We start from the raw sequence: 20,308 nt of genomic DNA, 5'->3' as shown, positions 1-20,308 counted from the left end.
CCCGAAAGCAGCCACCCCGCTCTCGTGTCAGGCCGTGAGGTTCTTGCCCGTCTCCAGAACGGACTTCAGGTCGGACAGGACCCACGCCCAGCCGCCGCCCGCGTTCTCGCCAGGGCCGGCGTTGATGTCTTCGTGCGCGCCGGACACGAGCGCCGCGTGGTTCGGCGCGCCGGTGACGTCGTGGGTGACGGTGAGCCGGGTTCCCGCGGTCTGCGTTTCCTCGATGTCATAGGTGAGCGTGGTGTACGGCTCGGCGACGAGGCTCGGGTCCATCTGCAGTTTCCAGGTGATCACCAGCTTGCGCGGCGGATCGGCCTCGAGTACCTCGCCGTCGAGGAGATCGCTGGTGAAGCCCGAATCGATGAACGCCTGGGTCGGCTTGGTGCGGTGCTTGCCGCCGCGTTTGAGGTCGAAGTCGGCGAGGCCGGTGTAGCCGTACTTCGCCGTCCATTCCGGCTTGGTGATGGCGTCCCACACCGCCTGCGGGGTGGCCTTGATGTAGACGCGGTTGACCTGCACGGTCGTGGTGTCGCTCATTTTCCTGGCTCCTTGACGGTTTCTTCGGCTTCGAGCTGGGCCTTGAGGTCCAGCAGCGCCGAGCTGTGGTGTGCGGTGTACTTGTCGATCCAGCGGTCGTGGATCTGGCGGATCGGGACCGGGTTCAGGAAATGCCGTTTCTCCCGCCCCTCCTTGCGCGAGACGACCAGTTCGGCCTCCTCGAGCAGCTTGAGGTGTTTCATCACCCCGAACCGGGTCATGTCCACTTCGGACTCCAGCTCGGTGAGCGTGCGGCCGTCACGCGCGTAGAGCAGGTCGAGCAGGAACCGGCGGGTCGGATCCGCCAGAGCCTTGAAAACCAGGTCCTCGTCGGGCACGCACCGAGAATAGGTGACCAAAAGGTCACATGTCAACCGGCGAGGCAGAGGGAGCGCGAATCTCGTCGACGGCCGTACGGGTGACGTTTGGTCTAGATGCGTCACATCCCGGCCTGCGGGCGGTACCTTCTGGTTTGCTGGCCCGCTGGGGGAGCCGCGACAGCGAAGACGGGGGAAATGTGCATCGAACGAGGATTCTTTTCATTGTCATGTCGGCCATTGCCGCGGTGATATTGCCGTCGGCGGCGTACGCCAGTGCGGCGGACCTGCATGATTGTCCGGACGACTATTTCTGTGTTTGGGAGGAGCCGAACGCGACCGGGCACTTCGCCAAGTTCCAGCTCGGCTCGTCTGATCTCGCGAAACCAATCAACGGGCACGTTTTCAACGATCAGATCTCGTATGTGTGGAACCGCACCACGAGCGTGTGGTGCGTCTACCGGGACTCGGGCTACTCGGGCGGTTCGTTGCGAATCTCGGTGGAGTGGCAAGGCCCGCTCGGTCCGCGCTACAGCTTCGACAACGTGGTCAGTTCGCTCAGATCGTGCGCATGAGGCAGGAACCAAGGGGAGGACGGGAAATGAAGAACGCGGTGAAGATGGCGACGGTGCTCGGGCTGATATCTTCGGCTGCGGTAGCGGTCGCGCCTTCGGCTTCAGCCTCGGCGGCCGCGCAGACGTGCCAGTTCGGCAACGAGTACGGGCACGTTGTCCGCGGCGGTGATCTGTATTACGGCGGAGATCTGGTGGGCACAGTCGCGGTCTGCCGCGATGACTCGTACAACTATTGGGGCTATCTCGGGTTTCGGGAAAAGCTCACGGCCAGCCAGTGGGCGCAGGCGACGCTGTACCGCGAACGCGACACAGTTCCGGCGGATTCAGTCAACTGCGACAGCAAGGGCGGCAATGGGAACGTGGGTGCGTTCCAGCGGGTGTGCTGGACCCCCAAGGTCAGCGGAGTGAGCGGCCACTACACCTTTCTCGCGACCGGCGAGCTGTACAGCAGCCACACCGGCACCCGGTTGGCAATCGGTTCCACCGGCGATTTCGCCCGTTAGCGAGGTGGGCCGAACGGCCGCGGCGGGACTTCCGCCAAAGGAAGACCCGCCGCGGCCGTGAAGGGAATCAACCAGCGCTAAAGCAGTGCGCCCAACGGCAGGATCAGCGCGATCGCCACCACCGAGATCACCGTTTCCATGACCGACCAGCTCTTCAGCGTCTGGCCGACCGACATCCCGAAGTACTCCTTGACCAGCCAGAACCCGGCGTCGTTCAGGTGCGAGAAGAAGAGCGACCCGGCACCGATGGCCAGCACCAGCAGGGCGTTGTGCGTCGGATCGAGCGTCGCGGCCAGCGGGGCGACGATGCCCGCCGCGGAAACCGTCGCGACCGTCGCCGAGCCCGTCGCCAGGCGGATCGCCACCGCGACCAGCCAGCCGAGCAGCAGCGGGGAGAGGTCCGCGCCCTTGGAGAGGCTGGTGATGACGTCGCCGACCCCGGCGTCGACCAGGGTCTGCTTGAACCCGCCGCCCGCGGCAACGATCAGCACGATCCCGGCGATGGGGCCGAGGGAATCGCCGATGATCGACGACAGGCGTTCCCGGTTCAGTCGCGCGGGACGGCCCAGCACGACCATGCCGACGAGGACCGCCAGCAGCAGCGCGACGAGCGGGTCGCCGATGAAGTCCAGGACGCGGCGGGCCGGGTTTCCCTTGTCCGCCAAGATGTCCGCGAGTGCCTTGGCCAGCATCAGGACCACCGGCAGCAGCACCGTCGACAGGGTCGCGAAGAAGCTCGGCCGGTGCTTTTCGTCGGTGCTCTCGGATTCCGGGACCAGCCGGGCGGGCGGCGCGGCGTCGGGCACCATCTTCGCGGCGAGACGGCCGAACAGCGGACCGGCGATGATCACCGTGGGAAGGCCGACCAGCAGGCCCAGCCCCAGAGTGAGGCCGACGTTGGCGTTCAGCGAACCGGCGGCGGCCAGCGGGCCGGGGTGCGGCGGGATCAGGCCGTGCAGCACCGAAAGTCCCGCCAGCGCCGGAATTCCCAGCAGCAGCACCGGTTTTCCGCTGCGCTTGGCGACCAGCAGCACCACCGGGATCAGCATCACGAGGCCGATCTCGAAGAACATCGGCAACCCGATCAGCGCGGCGACCAGCGCCATGGCCCACGGCAGCCCCGGCCCGCGGACCCGGCCGAGCACGGTGTCGACGATCCGGTCCGCGCCGCCGGAATCGGCGAGCAGTTTGCCCAGCATCGCCCCGAACGCGATCAGCACGCCGACGGACGCGACGGTGCTGCCGACGCCGTTCGTGAAACTCTTGAGCAGTTTGTCGATCGGCATCCCGGCGACCAGGCCGAGCACGCCGGAGCCCAGCGTGAGCGCGAGCAGCGGATGCAGTTTGACCTTGCTGATCAGCACCACGATTACGGCGATGGCGAGCACCGTGGCGACGATCAGGCGGGTGTCGTGGCCGGTCCAGCCGGCGGCGAGGGTGTTCATGCGGACTTCCGGAAGGCGGTCAGGGCCGACTCGACGAGATCGGCGGGCGGGAGGCTGATGTCGAAGGTTTCGCCCGGCTCGTCGGGCTCGAGCGGTTCGAGGTCGGCGAGCTGGGAATCGAGCAGCGAGACCGGCATGAAGTGGCCGCTGCGGGTCTTCATCCGCTCGGCGAGCAGGTCGCGCGAGCCGTGCAGGTGCAGGAACCACACGTCCCAGCCGCCGCGCAGCACGTCGCGGTAACGCCGCTTCAGCGCGGACGAGCTGACCACGCCGCCGCTTTCCTGGTGCTCGGCGATCCACAGCGCGATCGCGGCGAGCCACGGCTCGCGGTCCTCGTCGGTGAGCGGATGGCCCGCGGTCATCTTTTCGATGTTGGCCTGCGGGTGGAAGGTGTCCGCCTCGGCGTACTCGACCCCGAGCTCCTCCGCGACCGCCTTGCCGACCGTCGTCTTGCCCGAACCCGATACGCCCATCACCACGATGACTGTCATGCGCACCTCCCACGTCTTTGTGCCCTGGAGAGTCAAACTCAAAAGTACTACTTAATCAAGAAGAAGTAGTACTTAATCGAGTCAGAGGGTTAAGTTAAGCCCGTGGGGAATGATCGGCACGAGGACATGCTCGACGAGCTCGGCGCGGCCATCGCCAGCGGCGAGCTGGCGCCGGGCGCGGTGCTGCGCTCGGAGGAGCTGCAGGAGCGGTACGGGGCGTCGCGGACGGTGGCCCGCGAGGTAGTCCGGGTCCTCGAGACGATGGGATTGACCAGCAGCCGCCGCCGCGTCGGGGTCACCGTCCGCGAGCCGGCCGAGTGGAACCACTATGACCCGAGGCTGATCCGCTGGCAGCTCGACGGCGCCGACCGGCCGACCGCGCTGCGCACGCTGACCGAGCTGCGTTCAGCCGTCGAACCGTGCGCCGCCCGGTTCGCCGCGGTCCGCGCGACCCCGGAGGAGCGCGGACGGCTGCGCGCGCTGGCGGTGCATCTCCAGCGCACGGCGCGGGCTCGGGATCTTGACGCCTTCCTCGGTCACGACGTCGCATTCCATGATCTGCTGCTGTCCGCGTCGCGGAATCCGATGTTCGCGCAGCTGTCCTCAGTGGTCGCCGAAGTGCTCGCCGGGCGCACCGAACACGGCCTGATGCCAGACGAACCGCAGCCCGAGGCGGTCGCGCTGCACGTCGAGGTCGCCGAGGCGATCGACCTGGCCGACCCGGTCCGCGCCGAACGCGCGATGCGCGACATCGTGGAGCAGGCACGCGAGGAAATCGCCGCCGCGGTGTCGAGTAATCTCGGCGACTGAATCGTCCACGTTCGGGGGGCTACAGGTGAGCGCGGCGCGCGCGATCGGCTTGATTCTCGGTTTGGCCGCAGACGGAGCACTCGGCGACCCGCGGCGACGTCCGCCGGTCACCGCCTTTCGCCGGGCAGTCGCCGCCACCGGTTCGCGGCGCGCGGCCGGTCTCGGAATCGCTGGCGCGGCCGTCGCGGCTGGCGTGCTGGTCGAGCGCACCGGCCGCCGCAGCCCGGTGCTGCAGGCGACCGCGACGGCAGTGGTGACCTGGGCGGTCGTCGGCGCGGCCGGGCTGGCTGCGCAGGGGACGGAATTGGCTCGCGATCTCGAAGAGGGCCGTCTCGAACCGGCGCGCGACACACTGTCCGAATTGGACCCGCGCGTCACCGACGGGCTGAGCACGATCGGGCTTTCCCGTGCGTCCGTGGAAACTCTGGCCGAGAACACGTCCGAAGTGGTCGTGACCCCGCTGCTGTGGGGCGCGGTCGCGGGCGTGCCCGGGCTGCTCGCGGCGCGCACGATCGGCTTGCTGCGCCGACTGCTTCCCGGGCACTGGGTGATCGACCGGCTTGACGAACTCGTCCACCTCCTGCCGACCCGGGTGGCTGCCGGGTTGACGGTTCTGGGCGCGCCGGTGGTCGGCGGTTCGGCCGGTGGAGCGTGGCGGGCTTGGCGGCGGGACACGATCGCGCATCCGAGCCCGAACGCGGGCCGGGTCGAGGCGGCTTTCGCTGGGGCGCTGGAGATCCGGGTCGGCGGGCGGACTGAGTATCCCCACGGCGTGGTGGAGTTGCCGGTGCTGGGGGTCGGCCGGAATCCGGATGCCGGGCACGTGACGCGTGCGGTGGAGCTGTCCCGGGTGGTGGGCTGGCTGGCCGCGGGGACGTCGGTGCTCGTGGCCGTGCTGACCGGATTGCGCCGCCGAAACCCTTGAGCTGTCACGGTTTCAGGTGCGCGATGGCTTCCGCGTCGTTGAAACCGTCCCGTTCGGACAGCAGCGCTCCGATCCGCTGCCGGTCCTCGGATTTCTTGTTCCCGCCGTACTTGAACTTCGCCCGCACCTCGGTCACGGTCAGCTCGACGCCGCGAATCCCGGGCAGCAGCCGCCGGTCCGGAGCGTCCACAGCGGACACTGGGGTGCGCTTGCCGTCCGGTTCGAAGTGCGCCAGCTGGTGGTTCAGCAAGGCGGCTTTCTCCTCGGGATCGTCGACGAGCCGGACGTCGCAGGCCAGCTGCACGCTCGCGTAGTACGACGTGGGCACGCCGAGTGCGGGATCGTCGGCGGTGTTCCAATCCGAGCGGATGTAGGCGTAATCGCCGGTTACGGTCAGCAGGGCGCGCGGGTGTTCCTCCAGCAGCGGCCATACCGGGTTCGGCCGGGCGAGATGCAGGCGGACGGTCGCGTCGCCGTCGAAGACGAAGTGCGTCGGCACCACCACGGGGAGATCACGGCCGCGGCCGCCGGCGACCAGTTCGCCGAAATCGTGTCCGGCGAGCCATTCCCGCCATTCGTTCTCGTCCGCGGCGTCCCAGGGGTGGATCAGCATGCGATCAGTATCAGCGCCGCAAGTGGCACCGACAAAGAGCCATTTTCCCGAGAAACGACCAGGCCACTCAGGCGGTCGGCGAGTACTCGTCCTCGTCTTCGGCGAGCATCTCCGCGACGGACTTGCGCCGGCCCCGCTGCGGGCGCTCGGTGGTCAGTGCGCCGCCCGGACGCAGCTCGCGGATCGTGAAGTACAGCCAGCCCAGTAACGCCATCGTGCCGAACGCCAGCCACTGCAGCGCGTACGAGAAGTACGGGCCTGACTCCAGTTGTGGCAGTGGCAACGGGCTGAGCACGCCGGGCTGATTCTGGTCGAGCTGGAAGTACCCGGGCCGGATGGTCAGGCCGGAAGACTTCGCCACCACGCGCGAGTCGACGGTGTAGCTCTGCAGCTTCCCGTTCGTCGACGCGTCGGCGAACGCTTCGCGGTTCTTCGGGTCCGTCTCGTCGCTTCGCACGCGCGCGACGACCGTGACCTGTCCGCCCGGCGCTGCCGCGTACGGGAGCACGCCCGAGTCACTGCTGAGCCCCACGTAGCCGCGGTCGATCAGGTAGACAGTGCCGTCAGTGGCGCGAAGCGGTGTGAGGACCTCGTACGCGCCTTGGCCCTGCACAGTGCGCAGCCGTGCGACAACCTCGGCCGAAGGCAGGTACGTGCCGGTGATCGACACGAGGTGCCACTCGGTGTTCTTGTCCGGCTTCGTCCCTGGCGGCAGCAGCTGTGCCGCAGGTGCCGGCTTCGCGGTGAACGACGTGGTCAGCGCGTTGTTCTGGGTGACCTGCTCGCCGTCGCGGCGGAACTGCCACGGGGCCAGCAACGTGTAACAGCAGATGGCGAAGGTGAACACCACCACTGTCAACGCCAGCCATCCCGGCCGGAGCAGAAACCGCAACCGCACCCCTCTACGGTAGGCCGTCGCGTTCCGTGCGCGCACCCGGACCGGACGTCACGCCTGTTCGCGGACCCAATCCAGCAGCCCCGGCACGCTCCGCTCGATCATCCCGAGCACGTCCTCGAAGCCGTCGTCGCCGCCGTAATACGGGTCCGGCACCTCGGCGCCTTCCGGAGCGGACGGGTCGAACGACCGCAGCAGCCGCACCCGCGAAGGGTCCTCGACGCGGGACTGCAGGAAGCCCAAGTGACTCTCGTCGGCGGCGAGCAGCAGGTCGGCTTCGAGGTCTTCGTCGCTGACCTCGGCCGCGATGTGCTCGGTCGGGTAGCCATGCGCCTTCAACGTCGCGCGCGCCCGCCGATCCGCCGCCTCGCCGACGTGCCACGGACCGGTGCCCGCGCTGGACACATCCACGGCGTCCGCGAGGCCCGCGTCGGCGAGCTTCTTGCGGAAGACGAGTTCCGCCATGGGGGAGCGGCAGATGTTTCCGGAGCAGACAAACACCAGCTTGGGCATGGTCCGCAGTCTCTCAGAGCGACCGTGCGAGGATCCCCAGGTGCCTGCATTAGCCGAGATCATCGCCGTCCTCGAACGCAGTTACCCGCCCCGGCTGGCGGAAAGCTGGGACGCGGTCGGGCTCGTCTGCGGAGACCCGGCCGAGGACGTCACCCGGGTGCTGTTCTGCGTCGACCCGGTCGAGCAGACCCTTGCCGAGGCCGAGGAATTCGGCGCGCAGCTGATCGTCGCGCACCATCCGCTGCTGCTGCGCGGCGTGCACGGCGTCCCCGCGGACACTGCCAAGGGCTCGCTCGTGCACCGCATGATCCGCGGCGGCATCGCGCTCTACTGCGCGCACACCAATGCCGACTCGGCCGACCCCGGCGTGTCCGACGCGCTCGCGCAAGCCATCGGCCTCGAGGTCGACCGGCCGCTCGACCCGCACGAACCCGGCGGAGCCACCGGGATCGGCCGCATCGGGCACCTGCCTGCCGCGGAGCCGTTCGCGCAGTTCGTCCAGCGGGTCGCCGACGCGTTGCCGGCCACCGTGCCCGGCGTGCTCGGCGCGGGCGACGCGGACCGGCTGATCCGCACCGTCGCGGTGTCCGGCGGCGCAGGCGACTCGTATCTCGCGACGGCGACGGCCGAGGGTGTCGACGCGTACGTGACAGCGGATCTGCGCCACCATCCGGCTGGCGAACACCTCGCGTCCGGCGGAACCGTGCCCGCGCTGGTCGGCTTGACGCACTGGGCCAGCGAGTGGCCGTGGTGCGGACAGGCCTCGGCCCTTGTCGGCGCGGCCTTTGCGGGTACCGTCGAAGCTCACGTCTCCACGCGGTGCACCGACCCGTGGACCATCCGCGCTACCGCCCAGTAACTAAATCAGGGAGCACAGTGAAGGCCGACCCCGCCGTCCAGCGTCAGCTGCTCGAACTCGCGAAGGTGGACGCCGAGCTTTCGCGCGTCGCGCATCGCCGCCGCACTCTGCCCGAGCTCGCCGAGATCGAGGCCGGGGAGAAGACCGTCCGGGAGAAACGCGACGCGCTGGTGTCCGTCGAGACCGCGACGTCCGACCTCGACCGGGAGATCGCCCGGCAGGAGAAAGAGGTCGAATCGGTGCGGGCGCGCGAGGACCGCGACCGCAAGCTGATGGAGTCCGGTTCGGTCGGGGCCAAGCAGATGACCGACATCGAGCACGAGCTGCAGACGCTCGGCCGCCGCAAGGGCGCGCTCGAGGACGACCTGCTGGAGCTGATGGAGCAGCGCGAGGCGCTGGGCCTGGACGCGCAGCGCACGAGCGCCGAGGTCGACAAGGCGGTGCAGGCGGTCGAGGCCGCCGCGGCCCGCCGCGACGAGGCGTTCAAGGACCTCGACACCACCGAGGCCCGGCGCAAGGAGGACCGCGCGAAGCTGCTGCCGCGCTTCCCGGAGCCGCTGCTCAAGCTGTACACCCGCGTCTACGACCACAAGGGCATCGGCGCGGCGCTGCTGCGGGCCCGCCGGTGCGGCGCCTGCCAGCTCGAACTCGACCGCAACACCATCTCCGAGATCAAGGCCGCGGCCGAGGACAGCGTCGTGCAGTGCGACAACTGCGGCGCGATCCTGGTCCGCACACTGGAGTCGGGCCTGTGACCGAACGGGCGATCGTCGAGGCCGACGGCGGCTCGCGGGGCAACCCCGGCCCGGCGGGCTACGGCGCGGTCGTGAAGGACGCGGCGACCGGCGAGGTGCTCGCCGAACGCCATGAATACCTCGGCATCGCCACGAACAACGTCGCGGAGTACTCCGGGCTCGTCGCCGGGCTCGCCGCGGCCGCCGAACTCGGAGTGTCCATTGTGGACGTCCGGATGGATTCGAAGCTCGTGGTCGAGCAGATGTCCGGCCGCTGGAAGATCAAGCACGCCGCGCTGCAGCCGCTCGCCGCGCAGGCGCGCGAGATCGCGGCGGGCTTCGAGCGGGTCGGCTACACCTGGATCCCGCGCGCGGAGAACTCGCACGCGGACCGGCTCGCGAACCTCGCCATGGACAGCGCCGGATCCGGCGCGACCTCGCCCGCCCCGGTCGCCGAGACGCGGCCGAAGGCCAAGGCCGCCGAGCCGGACCGGGTGTCCCCGGCGGGCTGGACCGGGGCCCGCGGCACGCCCACCAAACTGCTCCTGCTGCGCCACGGCCAGACCGAGATGTCGGTCGACCGCCGCTACTCCGGGCGCGGCGACGTCCCGCTCACCGAGCACGGCCGCGGCCAGGCCGCCGCGGCCGCCAAACGGCTGGCCGCGATGCCCGGGCTGATCGGCGAGGACGGCGAACCGGCTCCGATCGTCTCGTCGCCGCTGATCCGCACCAAGCAGACCGCGCAGGCCGTCGCCGACGCGCTCGGCGGCCGGGTCGAGACGCATCCCGGGCTCATCGAGACCGACTTCGGCGAATGGGAGGGGCTCACCTTCGGCGAGGCCGCCCAGCGGGACCCGGAACTGCACCGCTGCTGGCTGAGCGATTCGTCGTGCCCGCCGCCCGGCGGCGAGAGCTTCGACGCGGTCCACGAACGCGTCGGCAAGGCCCGGCGCGATCTGGTGGAGCAGTACGACGGGCGCACCGTGCTCGTGGTCAGCCACGTGACGCCGATCAAGACCCTGCTGCGGATGGGGCTCGACGCGGGGCCGTCGCTGCTGTTCCGGCTGCACCTCGACCTGGCGTCGCTGTCGATCGTCGAGTTCTATCCCGACGGCAACGCCTCGGTCCGGTTGGTCAACGACATCTCGCATCTGTCCTGAACCAGACAAATGTGACGTGGATCACGGTCGGGGATGACGTGTGAAACGGCCCGAATGAGGTATTGGCTAGAGTGCGGTGTCGACCGCGGCGCCGCGGCGCAGGTCCCGGCCGGGACTTCAAGGGGGGCGCAGGCTCGTGCGTTTCTTCGGCAGCATCCGCAAGTGGAAACAGTGACGAGGACATGACGGCTAGCGCACTCACCGCAGTATCCGAGCCCGACCTGCCGGGGGAGAAGACGACCGATCCGCCGGCGCGGTTCAAGCTCAGCTGGCTGGCGTCGACGCTGGCGGTGCTGGCCGGCGTGGCCGCGGTCGCCTGGCACGCCACCCGCTACGGGCACTGGATCGTCGACGACGCGGCCATCACGTTCTCCTACTCGCGCAGCGTCGCCGAAGGACTCGGCCCGGTGCTGGCCCCCGGCCAGCCGCCGGTGGAAGGCTTCTCGGATCCGACCTGGATGATCCTGCTCGCGCTGGGCAAGGTCGTCGGACTGTTCGACAAGGGCCTGCTGTTCGGCATCCCGGACTACGTGCTGTTCCCGAAGCTGCTCGGCCTGTTCTTCACCGCGGGCATCCTGGTGCTGTGCCACCTGGTGGCGCGGCAGGTGTTCCGCAGGCACGCGTGGGCGATCACGCTGGCGACCGGCCTCGGGCTGGCGGCGATCCCGTCGTTCGTGATCTGGGTGGTCTCCGGTCTCGAGAACTCGCTGTTCGCGTTCCTCACCACCGCGCTGGCCGCGCTGCTGTTCACCGCGCTGCGCAAGGAAAACTCGCTGTCGTTCAAGGTCGCGACCGTCGCGGGCGTGCTCGTCGCCGCGGCCGCGCTGACCCGGCCGGAAGGCCTGATCTACGCCAGCGCGTACCCGATCGTCCTGCTCTTCGGCGTGAAACGCGAGGGATTCTGGCCCAGCTTCCGGTCCGCGCTGGTGTCCATCGCGGCGTTCGCCGTGCTGTTCGGCGGCTACGTCGTCTGGCGCTACACGGAATTCCACCGGCTGCTGGCCAACCCGTCGGTCGCCAAGAAGCAGGGCCTGCCGACGTTCGGCTCGATCATCCGGCCGCACCAGCTGGTGGAGTACCTCGGCATCGCGCTGACGCTCGTGCTGCTCGCCGTGGTGGTGTGGGCGCTGGTCAAGGCGCCGTGGCGGCGTCCGCTGATCGGACTGGTCACGCCGCTCGCGCTCGGCGTGATCGCGTACGGCGTGATGGTTCCGGACTGGATGGCCCAGTACCGCTTCGCGACGCCCGTGTGGGTGCTCGGCACGCTGTGCGGCGTCATGGCCTTCGCCGAGTTCGTGCGTTCGCTGCCGAAGGTGCAGTGGCGTGCGGTCGCGGCGCTCGTGCTGGTGGCCGCGGCGGTCCCGTCGGCGATCGGCTTCGCGGGCCACGACGAGGAATTCGTCAAGAGCCCGACCGTGCCGGCCTGCCTGATCGCCGACCGCTTCGGCCGCGGCTTCAACACCTACGCGGACATGCTCGGCCTCCAGCAGGCGTCGCTGCTCCTGCCGGACCTCGGCGGCTCGTCGATGACCAGCAGGCTCGACCTGGTCGACATGGCCGGCCTGGTCAACGCGCCGATCGCGGACCTCACGCACAAGGAAGACATCGCCGGCCTGCGCGACTACGTGTTCGACACGGTCAAGCCGACGTTCATCCACTCGTGGGGCCCGTGGGCGGACGGCAACGGCATCACCGTCGACCCGCGCATCGACCGGGACTACCTGCCGATCCTCGTCTACCCCGGTCCGGGGAAGCGCAACGGCGACTTCGTCCGCAAGGACGCGGTGACCGATCCGGCGAAGCTCGCGGCGGTTCAGCACTACGCGCAGGTGACGATGATGAACGTCGAGGCGCAGCGGTTCGGGGACGGGCTGGACGACTGTGGGCCGACGTTGTCCCGGGGGAGCACGATCGCGCCTCGGGGTTAGCGGGCTAGCCACAGTGCACACGTCGCCGCTGCCAACGACAGCGGTGTCGTGAGCGCCCCGAGCTTCAGGAATTCGCTCACCGGCGGATGCTGTCCATGCCGGACGACAACCCGTCGCCACAACAGCGTCGCCAGCGAACCGAGATAAGTCGCGTTCGGACCGATGTTCACGCCCAGCAGCACGGCGAGCAGCACGCCCTGATTCGGGTGCGGGCCGAGGACCGACAGCAGGATCAGCGTCGCGGGCAGGTTGTTGACGACGTTCGCCAGCACGGCCGCGATGGCCGCGGCGAGGAGCAGTTCGGGCAGCCCGGCGGTCGTCGGCAGGAGACTGCGCAGCAGGCCGCCAAGGACATGCTCGTCGACTGCTTCGACCACCACGGCGAGGGCGAGCACGAAGAGCACCAGCATCGGGGACGCCTCGGTGACCACCTGCCAGGGCCGGATCTTCCGCTCCGCCAAGGCTTTCGCGGCGAGGACGAGCGCGGTCAGCGCGGCGATCCAAACCGGCTCGACGTGCACCAGCTGTCCCGTCGCGAAGCCGACCAACATGACCGCCAGCACGATGAGGGTGAAAACCGGTGCGCGACGGTGTTCGGGCTGACGAGTGCTAGGCGGTTCGCGGAGGTCCTTGCGGAAGAACCAGGCGAACGCGGCGAGTTCGACGGCGAGCGTGACCAGCCAGGGCAGCGCCATCAACGCGGTAAAACCGGCGAAGGTGAGGCCGGAAGCGGTGAACGCGAGCAGGTTCGTCAGGTTCGAGACCGGGAACAGCGTGGAAGCCGAGTTGGCCAGGTGCGCGCACGCGTAGACGTGCGGTCGCGCGGTGAGTTTCAGCTCCGCGGCGGTGGCGAGGACAACCGGGGTCAGCAGGACGACAGTGGCGTCGAGGCTGAGAACGGCGGTGACGATCGCTGCCGCGGCGAAGGTGAGCAGCAGGAGCCGAGGTTGTCGTCCGCGGCAGATCTCGGCTAGTTCGGCGCCTAGCCAGGTGAAGACGCCTTCCGCCGCGGCGAGATGGCTGACCAGCAGGATCGCTGCGAGAAAGCCCATCGTCGGCAGCATCTGGACGACCCGCTCGCCCGCTTCGTGCGGCGAAGTCAGGCCGAGCGCGAGGGCGACACCGGCGGCGGGGACCGCGAAGACAGCTTCCGGCAGGCCGCGCGGACGCGCCATGGCGAACCACAGCGTTCCGGCCAGAAGCAGCAAGGAGAGGGCACCGTTCACCCCCGAACGCTAGCCGCCGCGAGAACTCAGATCCCCGCCGGTTCCGGGACTCCCGCGCCGCGGTCGAGCACCCGCTCCTTCTCCCGGATCACCGGCAGCACCTCCCGGCCGAAGTGCTCGACGTCCTCCAGATAGTGCAGAAACCCGAGCAGCAACAGGTTCGCGCCGCGCTTTTTGTACTCGATCGCCCGGTCCGCGATCTGCTCCGGCGTCCCGATCAGCCCGGTCCGGAACCCGTCGTTGTACTGCACCAGGTCCGCGAACTCCGAATCCGCCCACATGCCCTTGGCGTCCGAAGTGGACTTCCCGGCCTGCTTGACCGCCGAGCGGAATCCTTCGACGGCGGGCACGTTCGCCTTCGCCACGATCTCCCGCAACACCTCGCGCGCCTCGGCTTCGGTCTCGCGGGCGATCACGAACCCGTTGAGCCCGAAGCGCACCGCGTGGTCGTTCTCCGCGGCGTACCCGCGCACCTCGTCGACCTGTTCGCTGAACCCGGCGAAATCCTTGCCGTTGCTGAAATACCAGTCCGAAACGCGACCGGCCAGCTTGCGCGCCGCGGTGGAGTTGCCGCCCTGGAAGACTTCCGGATGCGGCCGTCCCGGACCGGCGACCGGTTTAGGTTTGATGTCGAAATCGCGGATCCGGTAGAAGTCGCCGCCGAACTCGGCGTGGTCGTCGGTCCACAATTGCTTGAGCACGCGGATGAATTCTTCCGAGCGGCGGTAACGCTCGTCGTGTTCGAGCCACGGTTCGCCAAGTCCGGTGAACTCGTCTTTGAACCAGCCGCTGACCACGTTCACCGCGGCCCGGCCGCCGGAGATGACGTCCGCGCTGGCGATGAATTTCGCCAGCACACCCGGCTGCCACAGTCCGGGGTGGACGGCCGCGATGACCTTCAGCCGCTGCGTCGCGAGCAGCAGCGCCAGGCTGAAACCAGTGGATTCGTGCTGGTAGGCGGCACCGTAGCTGGCGGTGTAGCGGACCTGGGTGAGCGCGTAGTCGAAGCCGTTGTTCTCGGCGAGCACGGCCAGGTCGCGGTTGTACTCGTAGCCCCAATCGGTGCGCTGTTCGATGTCGCTGGTGACCAGGCCGCCGCTCACATTCGGGACCCAGTAAGCGAATTTCAAGGGTTCGGAGAGTTCAGGTGCGGTCATGCCGGGGAGTGAAACAGCGGCCGGAAAGAGGGTCAACGCGCGTCCACGCGGTGGAATGTGCCAGCCGGTGCCCGGGGCCGCGCGTGCTCCCGGGTACGCTGTTTCGGCGGACGAGCTGGCAGGACGGTCGCGGCCCGGGTTCTCCCGGTCCGAGGAAAGTCCGGACTCCGCAGGGCAGGGTGGTTGCTAACGGCAACCCGGGGCGACCCGCGGGACAGTGCCACAGAAAACAGACCGCCCCCGTCTCACGGCGGGGGTAAGGGTGAAACGGTGGTGTAAGAGACCACCAGCATCCCGGGTGACCGGGATGGCTCGGTAAACCCCACCCGGAGCAAGGCCAAGAGGGAGTTCGCTCCTGCGCAGGCGATCGAGGGCGGCCCGCCCGATGCCTGCGGGTAGGCCGCTGGAGCCTGCCGGCGACGGCAGGCCGAGATGGATGACCGTCGCCCGGTCCGCCGCGAGGCGGCCCGGGAACAGGATCCGGCTTACATGCCAGCTCGTCCGCCCGATCGCTACGATCGGGCGCATGGGTCAAGCCGTCGCCGCCGCTGTCGCCTTCCGGACCACCTTCGACGCTCTGCACGCTCCCGTCTACTTCGCGCCGGAGACGCAGCAGCGGCTCGCCGCCGCCGGGCTCAAACCGGGGTCGATGACCTACTTCGCCAGCCGCGCCGCGGCGATGGGCGCGGTCGGGCCGGGCACAGTCACCGCCACCTTCTACAGCTTCAGCCCCAGCCTGATCGCCCACTTCGTCCCGCGCGTGTGGACGATCGCCAGCCCCGAAGCCGTGCTGGAAGCCCGGCTCACCGCCGTCGACGAGATCTACCGCAGGCTGTTCGGCGAGGAGACGCTCGCGTCCGCAGAGGTCGCCGAAGCGGCCGAGCTCGCCAGGGAAGCCACCGGGGGCTGCCGTCCGGAAGGGCGTCCGCTCTACGCCGCGCACGCGGACCTGGATTGGCCTGAACAACCGCACCTCGCGCTCTGGCACGCGGTCACCCTGCTGCGCGAGCACCGAGGAGACGGGCACGTCGCGGCGCTGACCGCGAATGGCCTGCCCGGTCTCGAAGCGCTGGTCACGCACAGCGCGACCACGAACGGCACCCCGCCGGACACCGCCAAGCGCACCCGCGGCTGGAGCGACGAGGAATGGGACGCGGCCGCCGCCCGGCTGACCGCCGACGGAATCCTCGGCGCGGACGGCGCGCTCACCGAACGCGGACTGGCGTTCCGCGAACGCGTCGAGCTGGCGACGAACGCGGCGGCGGAGGGTCCGTGGCAGCACCTCGGCGAGGAGAAGGCGGCCCGGCTGGAGCAGCTGTGCGCTCCGCTCAGCCGCCGGGTGATCGAAGCGGGTGCGATCCCGAGCGCGGCGTTCCGGGTCTGATCCGGGAGACGGTCCGGAACTGCCCGGGATCACGCTTTGTAGTGAACAAATGCGCACATCGGACGTGATGGTGACCGTTATCGCATCAGAGAGTGATCAATTCCAGATTGTTTTCCAGTCCGGTTGTCACTCACCGGACTCGCGGCGGAACGCCGATCGGGGCATGCCACACTGGTGCCTGCCCGACACGCCGGTCCGGGGCGCACCGAGAGTGAGCGCCGCACGTTTCGCGGAGCCGCACCGCCGGAAGACTGCGCAATCCGGGTGGCTTGGGTTATTCCGGAGCACCCTTGCCACGATGATGGAGGGCGAGGAATCCTGACCATCGGACCGCAGTACCCGCCCATTGACCACAAGTCGACATCTACGCAGCGCGCTTTGACCATTACCCCTTGTAACGCCATGATGGTGTTCGTAGCTTCGCCGAAGCCAGAACAGCGCGGCGCCCGCCGTGCACCGGGAGTATCGCGATGACCAGCATGACCGCCCTCGAGACGTTTGTGGCCGAAGGGCTCAGCACCGGCAACGTCCGGACCTGGCTGCTCGACAACATCATCCCGCTCGTGCTGCTCGCGGTGGCCCTGCTGCTGCTGTGGCTCGGCGGCGGCAAGGGCGACAACGCGGGGGTCATGCGGCGGCTCGCCGGCGTGGTCATCGCGCTCGCGATCATCGGGCTCGCGGTCAGCGGCGCGGGCGTGAACGTGGGCCAGTGGATCGCCGGCCTGTTCACCGGCTGAGGCGGGGCAGGCGTGCGGATCAGGACCGATGACGAGGTGTACCGGGTCGATGCCGTGTGGCTCGGCCCGCCGAAGGCGACTTTTCCCTGGCGAGCCCGATATGTGGCATGGCTCGTCGGCATTCCGGTCTTCCTGGTCGTGCTCACCGTGGAGCGGTGGGTCGGCTGGAGTTTCGGGTTTTTCTCCACGGCGTGGGCGTTCGTGGCCACGATCGTGATCACCAGGCTGATCACCGCCAAGATCAGCCACGAGCGCCCGCTGGGCGCGGTGATCGCGATGGCGGGCCAGGAACTGCGCACGCCGAGGGAGCGGACCTCGGGCGCGGGCGGCGCGGTGAGCGCCAGCCGGGTCCGGGTGCGGGCGGAGCGCCCGCTGCCGAAGCACAAGAGAAGGCGGCAGTACCAGCACCGCGACCCGCGTCGCGGCGCAGGCACGAGTGCCGGGAAACAGGGAGCACCACGAGCGCGCCGGAGCCGCCCCGCGGCTCGGGCCGGGAGGTAGTCGTTGTTCGGTCGCGGCGGAAGCCGAGGGAAGCGGGAGCAAGACGTCCCTGCCGGTGCGTGGAACGCGCCCCCGCAGGGCCGTCCGCCGTCCGGCGGCAGCAAGTCCGGCGGCAAGGGCCGCAGGCTGCCCGGTGAGCAGGCGATACCGGCGTACACGCCGTCGATCGCCGCGCGCAGCATCGACGGGCATCTGCTGCGCACCGGGTACGAGGTGTACGCCTGGTACCGGCTCGCGCCGCAGCGCTGGTCGTTCCGTTCCGATTCGCAGCGCCGCGACCTGATCGCGGCCATCGCGGGCCAGTACGCCGAACTGCAGGGCCGCTGGCTGCACCTGCGCGTCACGAACCGGCCGTACCCGATCCGGATGTGGGCCGAGGCGCATGTGCACAACGCGGTCGGCAGGCCGAACGACGTGCCGGGCGCGCTGTCGTTCGACGACTACCTGATCGGCGAGCAGCAGCAGCTGATGGGCCGCTCGATGGCGGAAAAAGAGGTCTACCTCGGCGTCCAGGTGCAGACCCGGCGCATGGTGGACCGCGCGGTCGAACGCGCCGCGCCGGTGCTGCGCCGGATCCTGCCCGAGGCGGTCGACGCCGAACTGGCCGCGCTCGACTCCGAGATCGAGCACCTCGACCAGGTCATCGGCAGCGCCGGGCTGGAAGGTCGCCCGGTGCACGCCGAGGAGATGTCCTGGCTGATGCACCGTTCGTGCTCGCTCGGCCTGCCCGCGCCGCGGAACATGCCCGCGGTGCCGGGCGCGGCGTGGGAGCCCGAGGACCTCGCCAGCTTCACCGACGCGGCTGATTTCCACGCCGACCCGTACGCGCCCACGGTCACCGTGCGCGGCCGGACCGGGTCCAACGCCGGTGTGTCGCGGCATCTCGCGGTGCTCACCGTCGGCCAGATGCACGGGCTGCAAATCCCCGAGGTCGACGACCCGTGGATCCAGCACGCGGACCGGCTGCCCGCGGCGGTCGAGGTGTCCGCGCGGATCTACGTGCGGCGTCCGGAAGAGGTCTCCGGCGAGCTGCAGCGGCAGATGAACAAGGTCCGCTCGCAGGTCAAGCACTACACCGACGAGCACGAGCTGGAGCCGCCTCAGTCGCTGGCCCGGCAAGCGGGCCGGGTGCTGGAGATCGACGACGAGATGACGTCGGGCTTCACCGCGCTGGCCACGCGCGTGCGGTCGTGGTGGCGCCTCGCGGTGTCCGGCCCGACCGAGCGCGACGCGCTGCGGCTGGCCCAGCAGCTGCTGGATCTGTACAAGCCGAAGATCGCCATCGAGCATCCGGAAGCGCAGTACGCGATGGCCAGGGAGTTCATCCCGGGCGAGCCGCTGGCCTCCGGCGCGTACATGCGCCGCGGTTCGGTGGTGTGGACGGCTTCGGCGGTGCCCACCGCGACCGCGGAGGTCGGCGACCGGCGCGGCATCCTGCTCGGCGAAACCGTCACCGCGACGCGGCGGCCGGTGGCCTGGGATCCGTGGATGGCGCAGGAAATCCGCGACGGATCGGGCCTCACCGCGATGGTCGCCGGTCTCGGCGGCGGCAAGTCGTTCCTCGGCGGCGGCATCGTCTACAAGACGCTGCGCGCCGGGGCGCACTGGACGATCCTCGACCCGTCCGGCCCGCTGTCGCGGCTGTGCGAACTGCCGGAGATCCGGCCGTACGCGCGGCCGATCAACCTGCTCAACGCCCAGCCGGGCATCCTCAACCCGTACCGCGTGGTCGCCGATCCGCTGATCGAGCACTTCATGGACGAGGAGGACCCGGAACGCTCGTGGCGGCGCGAAAAGGCGCTGGCCGGGGCGACCCGGCGCCGCCTCGTGCTCGACGTGCTCACCGGCGTGCTGCCGTACGAGGTGTCGCGGATGGCGCAGACCCGGATCGTGCTGCTGCGCGCGGTGCGCGCGGTCGGCGGCCGGTTCGACGCCGACCCCGGCCAGGTCATCGACGCGCTGCGGCGGGATTCGAGCGAGCACCACGAGCACGCGGTCGTGGTCGCGGACTTCCTGGACGAAATGCGCGAGCGGATGGCGCTGCTGATCCCGGAAACCGACGCGGACCCGTACGCCGAGACCCGCGACGACCGGATGACCGTGCTGACCATGGCGGGGCTGACCCTGCCGAAGGACGGCGTGCCGCGCGAGTACTGGACCGACGCCGAATCGCTCGGCGTGGAAATGCTGAACCTCGCGGCGTGGCTGACCCAGCGGTCGGTGTACGAGAAGCCGAAGGAACTGCGCAAGGGCGTCTGGATCGACGAGGCGTTCTTCCTGTCCGAGGTGCCGACCGGGCGCGTGCTGATGAACCGGTTCGCGCGTGACTCGCGGAAGTGGAACGTCCGGGTGCTGCTGTCGTCGCAGATCCCGGCGGACTTCCTGAAGATCCAGGGTTTCGTGGCGCTGCTGGACTCGGTGTTCGTCGGCAGGCTCGACGACGACGACGCCCAGGCGGACGCGCTGCGGCTGCTGAAGGTGCCGGTCGGCGTGGGCTACGAGCAGGTCGTCGCCGCGCTCGGCCGCCGCCCGGGCGCCCAGCGCGGGCTGGAACGCGACATGGAACCCCGGCAGTTCATCTTCGGCGACGGAGCCGGCGGAGTGGAACGCATCCGCGTCGACTTCTCCGGCCCGCATCTCGACTCGTTGCGCGCGGCCATGGACACCACCCCTGGCTCGCCCGACGCGCGCGGCAAATCCGGCAAGGAACTCGTGGTACCCCACGAGGACGAGCCCAAGCCGCACGTCCCCGCCCCACCGGAGGACGACGAGCTGGAACACGACTTCGAACTCCAAGCGGAACTCGAGGTCGGGCTCGCCGACGAGCAGCTGCTGGGCTCGCCGGACCCGCTCGCGTCCGAGACCGGCGAGGTGGAGGGTGCAGTGCGCAACGGACGGCAGGAGGACCGGCACGCCCGCGCCGGCGGCAAGGGCGGCGGCACCGGCAGGGATGCCGCATGAACCCCGGTGATCCGGGCCGGCCCGCGCCGGCCGTGAG

Annotated in this window: 21 protein-coding genes and 1 other RNA gene; 13 read left to right on the top strand and 9 right to left on the bottom strand. The window is 69.5% G+C overall.

What is annotated here, in order from left to right:
• Positions 1-27 precede the first annotated feature (27 nt).
• Both H4281_RS41600 and H4281_RS41595 read right to left on the bottom strand, forming a co-directional pair.
• The gene (locus H4281_RS41600; RefSeq protein WP_182896350.1) at positions 28-537 is read right to left on the bottom strand and encodes an SRPBCC domain-containing protein; all 510 of its coding nucleotides are present in this window, start codon (positions 535-537) and stop codon (positions 28-30) included.
• Entirely contained in the window at positions 534-875 is a 342-nt protein-coding gene (locus tag H4281_RS41595; protein ID WP_182896349.1) for an ArsR/SmtB family transcription factor, read from the bottom strand. Before H4281_RS41595 ends, H4281_RS41600 begins: the two co-directional genes overlap by 4 nt.
• Positions 876-904: 29 nt before the next feature.
• Between H4281_RS41595 and H4281_RS41590 the strand changes: the two genes are divergently transcribed.
• Positions 905-1,429 (top strand): peptidase inhibitor family I36 protein, encoded by a 525-nt coding sequence (locus H4281_RS41590; RefSeq protein ID WP_182896348.1) that lies wholly within the window; start codon positions 905-907, stop codon positions 1,427-1,429.
• A 26-nt stretch (positions 1,430-1,455) separates the two neighbouring features.
• On the top strand, positions 1,456-1,932 hold the full coding sequence (locus H4281_RS41585; protein ID WP_182896347.1) for a hypothetical protein: 477 nt from the start codon (positions 1,456-1,458) through the stop codon (positions 1,930-1,932).
• 77 nt (positions 1,933-2,009) lie between these two features.
• Here the strand turns inward: H4281_RS41585 and H4281_RS41580 are convergent, their stop codons facing one another.
• Both H4281_RS41580 and H4281_RS41575 read right to left on the bottom strand, forming a co-directional pair.
• Complete coding sequence (locus tag H4281_RS41580; RefSeq protein ID WP_182896346.1) at positions 2,010-3,377, bottom strand: GntT/GntP/DsdX family permease; 1,368 nt, start codon at positions 3,375-3,377, stop codon at positions 2,010-2,012.
• Positions 3,374-3,868, bottom strand: coding sequence for a gluconokinase (locus tag H4281_RS41575; protein ID WP_182896345.1), 495 nt, complete (start codon positions 3,866-3,868; stop codon positions 3,374-3,376). Before H4281_RS41575 ends, H4281_RS41580 begins: the two co-directional genes overlap by 4 nt.
• A 126-nt stretch (positions 3,869-3,994) precedes the next feature.
• Between H4281_RS41575 and H4281_RS41570 the strand changes: the two genes are divergently transcribed.
• Together H4281_RS41570 and H4281_RS41565 are read left to right on the top strand one after the other, a co-directional pair.
• Complete coding sequence (locus H4281_RS41570) at positions 3,995-4,678, top strand: FadR/GntR family transcriptional regulator (protein ID WP_182896385.1); 684 nt, start codon at positions 3,995-3,997, stop codon at positions 4,676-4,678.
• 25 nt (positions 4,679-4,703) lie between these two features.
• Positions 4,704-5,603 carry a cobalamin biosynthesis protein CobD/CbiB gene (locus tag H4281_RS41565; protein WP_182896344.1) on the top strand — a complete coding sequence of 300 codons (900 nt, stop codon included), beginning with the start codon at positions 4,704-4,706 and terminating at the stop codon, positions 5,601-5,603.
• A gap of 4 nt (positions 5,604-5,607) precedes the next feature.
• Here the strand turns inward: H4281_RS41565 and H4281_RS41560 are convergent, their stop codons facing one another.
• The 3 genes from H4281_RS41560 to H4281_RS41550 form a co-directional block, all read right to left on the bottom strand.
• Positions 5,608-6,216, bottom strand: a complete 609-nt coding sequence (locus H4281_RS41560; protein WP_182896343.1) for an FMN-binding negative transcriptional regulator — start codon at positions 6,214-6,216, stop codon at positions 5,608-5,610.
• A gap of 67 nt (positions 6,217-6,283) precedes the next feature.
• The gene (locus H4281_RS41555) at positions 6,284-7,114 is read right to left on the bottom strand and encodes an SURF1 family cytochrome oxidase biogenesis protein (protein ID WP_182896342.1); all 831 of its coding nucleotides are present in this window, start codon (positions 7,112-7,114) and stop codon (positions 6,284-6,286) included.
• A gap of 48 nt (positions 7,115-7,162) precedes the next feature.
• Complete coding sequence (locus H4281_RS41550; protein ID WP_182896341.1) at positions 7,163-7,624, bottom strand: low molecular weight protein-tyrosine-phosphatase; 462 nt, start codon at positions 7,622-7,624, stop codon at positions 7,163-7,165.
• Positions 7,625-7,664: 40 nt separating this feature from the next.
• On the opposite strand from H4281_RS41550, the gene H4281_RS41545 reads away from it, so the two are divergent.
• From H4281_RS41545 to H4281_RS41530, 4 genes are all read left to right on the top strand, one after another.
• Positions 7,665-8,483, top strand: coding sequence for a Nif3-like dinuclear metal center hexameric protein (locus H4281_RS41545; RefSeq protein ID WP_182896340.1), 819 nt, complete (start codon positions 7,665-7,667; stop codon positions 8,481-8,483).
• A gap of 17 nt (positions 8,484-8,500) precedes the next feature.
• Positions 8,501-9,238, top strand: a complete 738-nt coding sequence (locus H4281_RS41540; protein ID WP_182896339.1) for a zinc ribbon domain-containing protein — start codon at positions 8,501-8,503, stop codon at positions 9,236-9,238.
• Positions 9,235-10,377 carry a bifunctional RNase H/acid phosphatase gene (locus H4281_RS41535; protein WP_182896338.1) on the top strand — a complete coding sequence of 381 codons (1,143 nt, stop codon included), beginning with the start codon at positions 9,235-9,237 and terminating at the stop codon, positions 10,375-10,377. The genes H4281_RS41540 and H4281_RS41535 overlap by 4 nt, the downstream gene beginning before the upstream one ends.
• Positions 10,378-10,559: 182 nt before the next feature.
• Positions 10,560-12,305 carry a hypothetical protein gene (locus H4281_RS41530; RefSeq protein WP_182896337.1) on the top strand — a complete coding sequence of 582 codons (1,746 nt, stop codon included), beginning with the start codon at positions 10,560-10,562 and terminating at the stop codon, positions 12,303-12,305.
• Here H4281_RS41530 and H4281_RS41525 read toward each other — a convergent pair.
• Both H4281_RS41525 and sfnG read right to left on the bottom strand, forming a co-directional pair.
• A complete protein-coding gene (locus H4281_RS41525; RefSeq protein WP_182896336.1) occupies positions 12,302-13,531 on the bottom strand; it encodes an SLC13 family permease in 1,230 nt (409 codons plus the stop codon). The genes H4281_RS41530 and H4281_RS41525 overlap by 4 nt on opposite strands.
• Positions 13,532-13,557: 26 nt before the next feature.
• Positions 13,558-14,688, bottom strand: coding sequence for a dimethylsulfone monooxygenase SfnG (gene sfnG, locus H4281_RS41520; RefSeq protein ID WP_182896335.1), 1,131 nt, complete (start codon positions 14,686-14,688; stop codon positions 13,558-13,560).
• A 111-nt stretch (positions 14,689-14,799) separates the two neighbouring features.
• On the opposite strand from sfnG, the gene rnpB reads away from it, so the two are divergent.
• From rnpB to H4281_RS41495, 5 genes are all read left to right on the top strand, one after another.
• An RNA gene (gene rnpB / locus H4281_RS41515) (RNase P RNA component class A) lies at positions 14,800-15,192 on the top strand.
• 22 nt (positions 15,193-15,214) lie between these two features.
• Entirely contained in the window at positions 15,215-16,072 is an 858-nt protein-coding gene (locus H4281_RS41510; protein WP_182896334.1) for an SCO6745 family protein, read from the top strand.
• 470 nt (positions 16,073-16,542) lie between these two features.
• On the top strand, positions 16,543-16,809 hold the full coding sequence (locus H4281_RS41505) for a hypothetical protein (RefSeq protein WP_037815757.1): 267 nt from the start codon (positions 16,543-16,545) through the stop codon (positions 16,807-16,809).
• 12 nt (positions 16,810-16,821) lie between these two features.
• Positions 16,822-17,310 carry a hypothetical protein gene (locus H4281_RS41500; protein ID WP_182896333.1) on the top strand — a complete coding sequence of 163 codons (489 nt, stop codon included), beginning with the start codon at positions 16,822-16,824 and terminating at the stop codon, positions 17,308-17,310.
• A gap of 3 nt (positions 17,311-17,313) precedes the next feature.
• Complete coding sequence (locus H4281_RS41495; protein WP_182896332.1) at positions 17,314-20,271, top strand: ATP-binding protein; 2,958 nt, start codon at positions 17,314-17,316, stop codon at positions 20,269-20,271.
• The last annotated feature ends 37 nt before the right edge of the window (positions 20,272-20,308 follow it).

The organism is Amycolatopsis dendrobii, assembly GCF_014145675.1.
GTDB classification, from domain to species: Bacteria; Actinomycetota; Actinomycetes; order Mycobacteriales; family Pseudonocardiaceae; genus Amycolatopsis; species Amycolatopsis dendrobii.
The sequence above is the reverse complement of the archived record's forward strand: the minus strand, read 5'-3'. Positions and strand labels throughout refer to the sequence as shown.

Coding starts and splice junctions, on each gene's coding strand:
- H4281_RS41560 (WP_182896343.1), bottom strand. CDS start 6,216: ATGCTGATCCACCCCTGGGACGCCGCGGACGAGAACGAATGGCGGGAA.
- H4281_RS41590 (WP_182896348.1), top strand. CDS start 905: ATGTCAACCGGCGAGGCAGAGGGAGCGCGAATCTCGTCGACGGCCGTA.
- H4281_RS41585 (WP_182896347.1), top strand. CDS start 1,456: ATGAAGAACGCGGTGAAGATGGCGACGGTGCTCGGGCTGATATCTTCG.
- H4281_RS41575 (WP_182896345.1), bottom strand. CDS start 3,868: ATGACAGTCATCGTGGTGATGGGCGTATCGGGTTCGGGCAAGACGACG.
- H4281_RS41580 (WP_182896346.1), bottom strand. CDS start 3,377: ATGAACACCCTCGCCGCCGGCTGGACCGGCCACGACACCCGCCTGATC.
- H4281_RS41505 (WP_037815757.1), top strand. CDS start 16,543: ATGACCAGCATGACCGCCCTCGAGACGTTTGTGGCCGAAGGGCTCAGC.
- H4281_RS41570 (WP_182896385.1), top strand. CDS start 3,995: ATGCTCGACGAGCTCGGCGCGGCCATCGCCAGCGGCGAGCTGGCGCCG.
- H4281_RS41510 (WP_182896334.1), top strand. CDS start 15,215: ATGGGTCAAGCCGTCGCCGCCGCTGTCGCCTTCCGGACCACCTTCGAC.
- H4281_RS41550 (WP_182896341.1), bottom strand. CDS start 7,624: ATGCCCAAGCTGGTGTTTGTCTGCTCCGGAAACATCTGCCGCTCCCCC.
- H4281_RS41600 (WP_182896350.1), bottom strand. CDS start 537: ATGAGCGACACCACGACCGTGCAGGTCAACCGCGTCTACATCAAGGCC.
- sfnG (WP_182896335.1), bottom strand. CDS start 14,688: ATGACCGCACCTGAACTCTCCGAACCCTTGAAATTCGCTTACTGGGTC.
- H4281_RS41530 (WP_182896337.1), top strand. CDS start 10,560: ATGACGGCTAGCGCACTCACCGCAGTATCCGAGCCCGACCTGCCGGGG.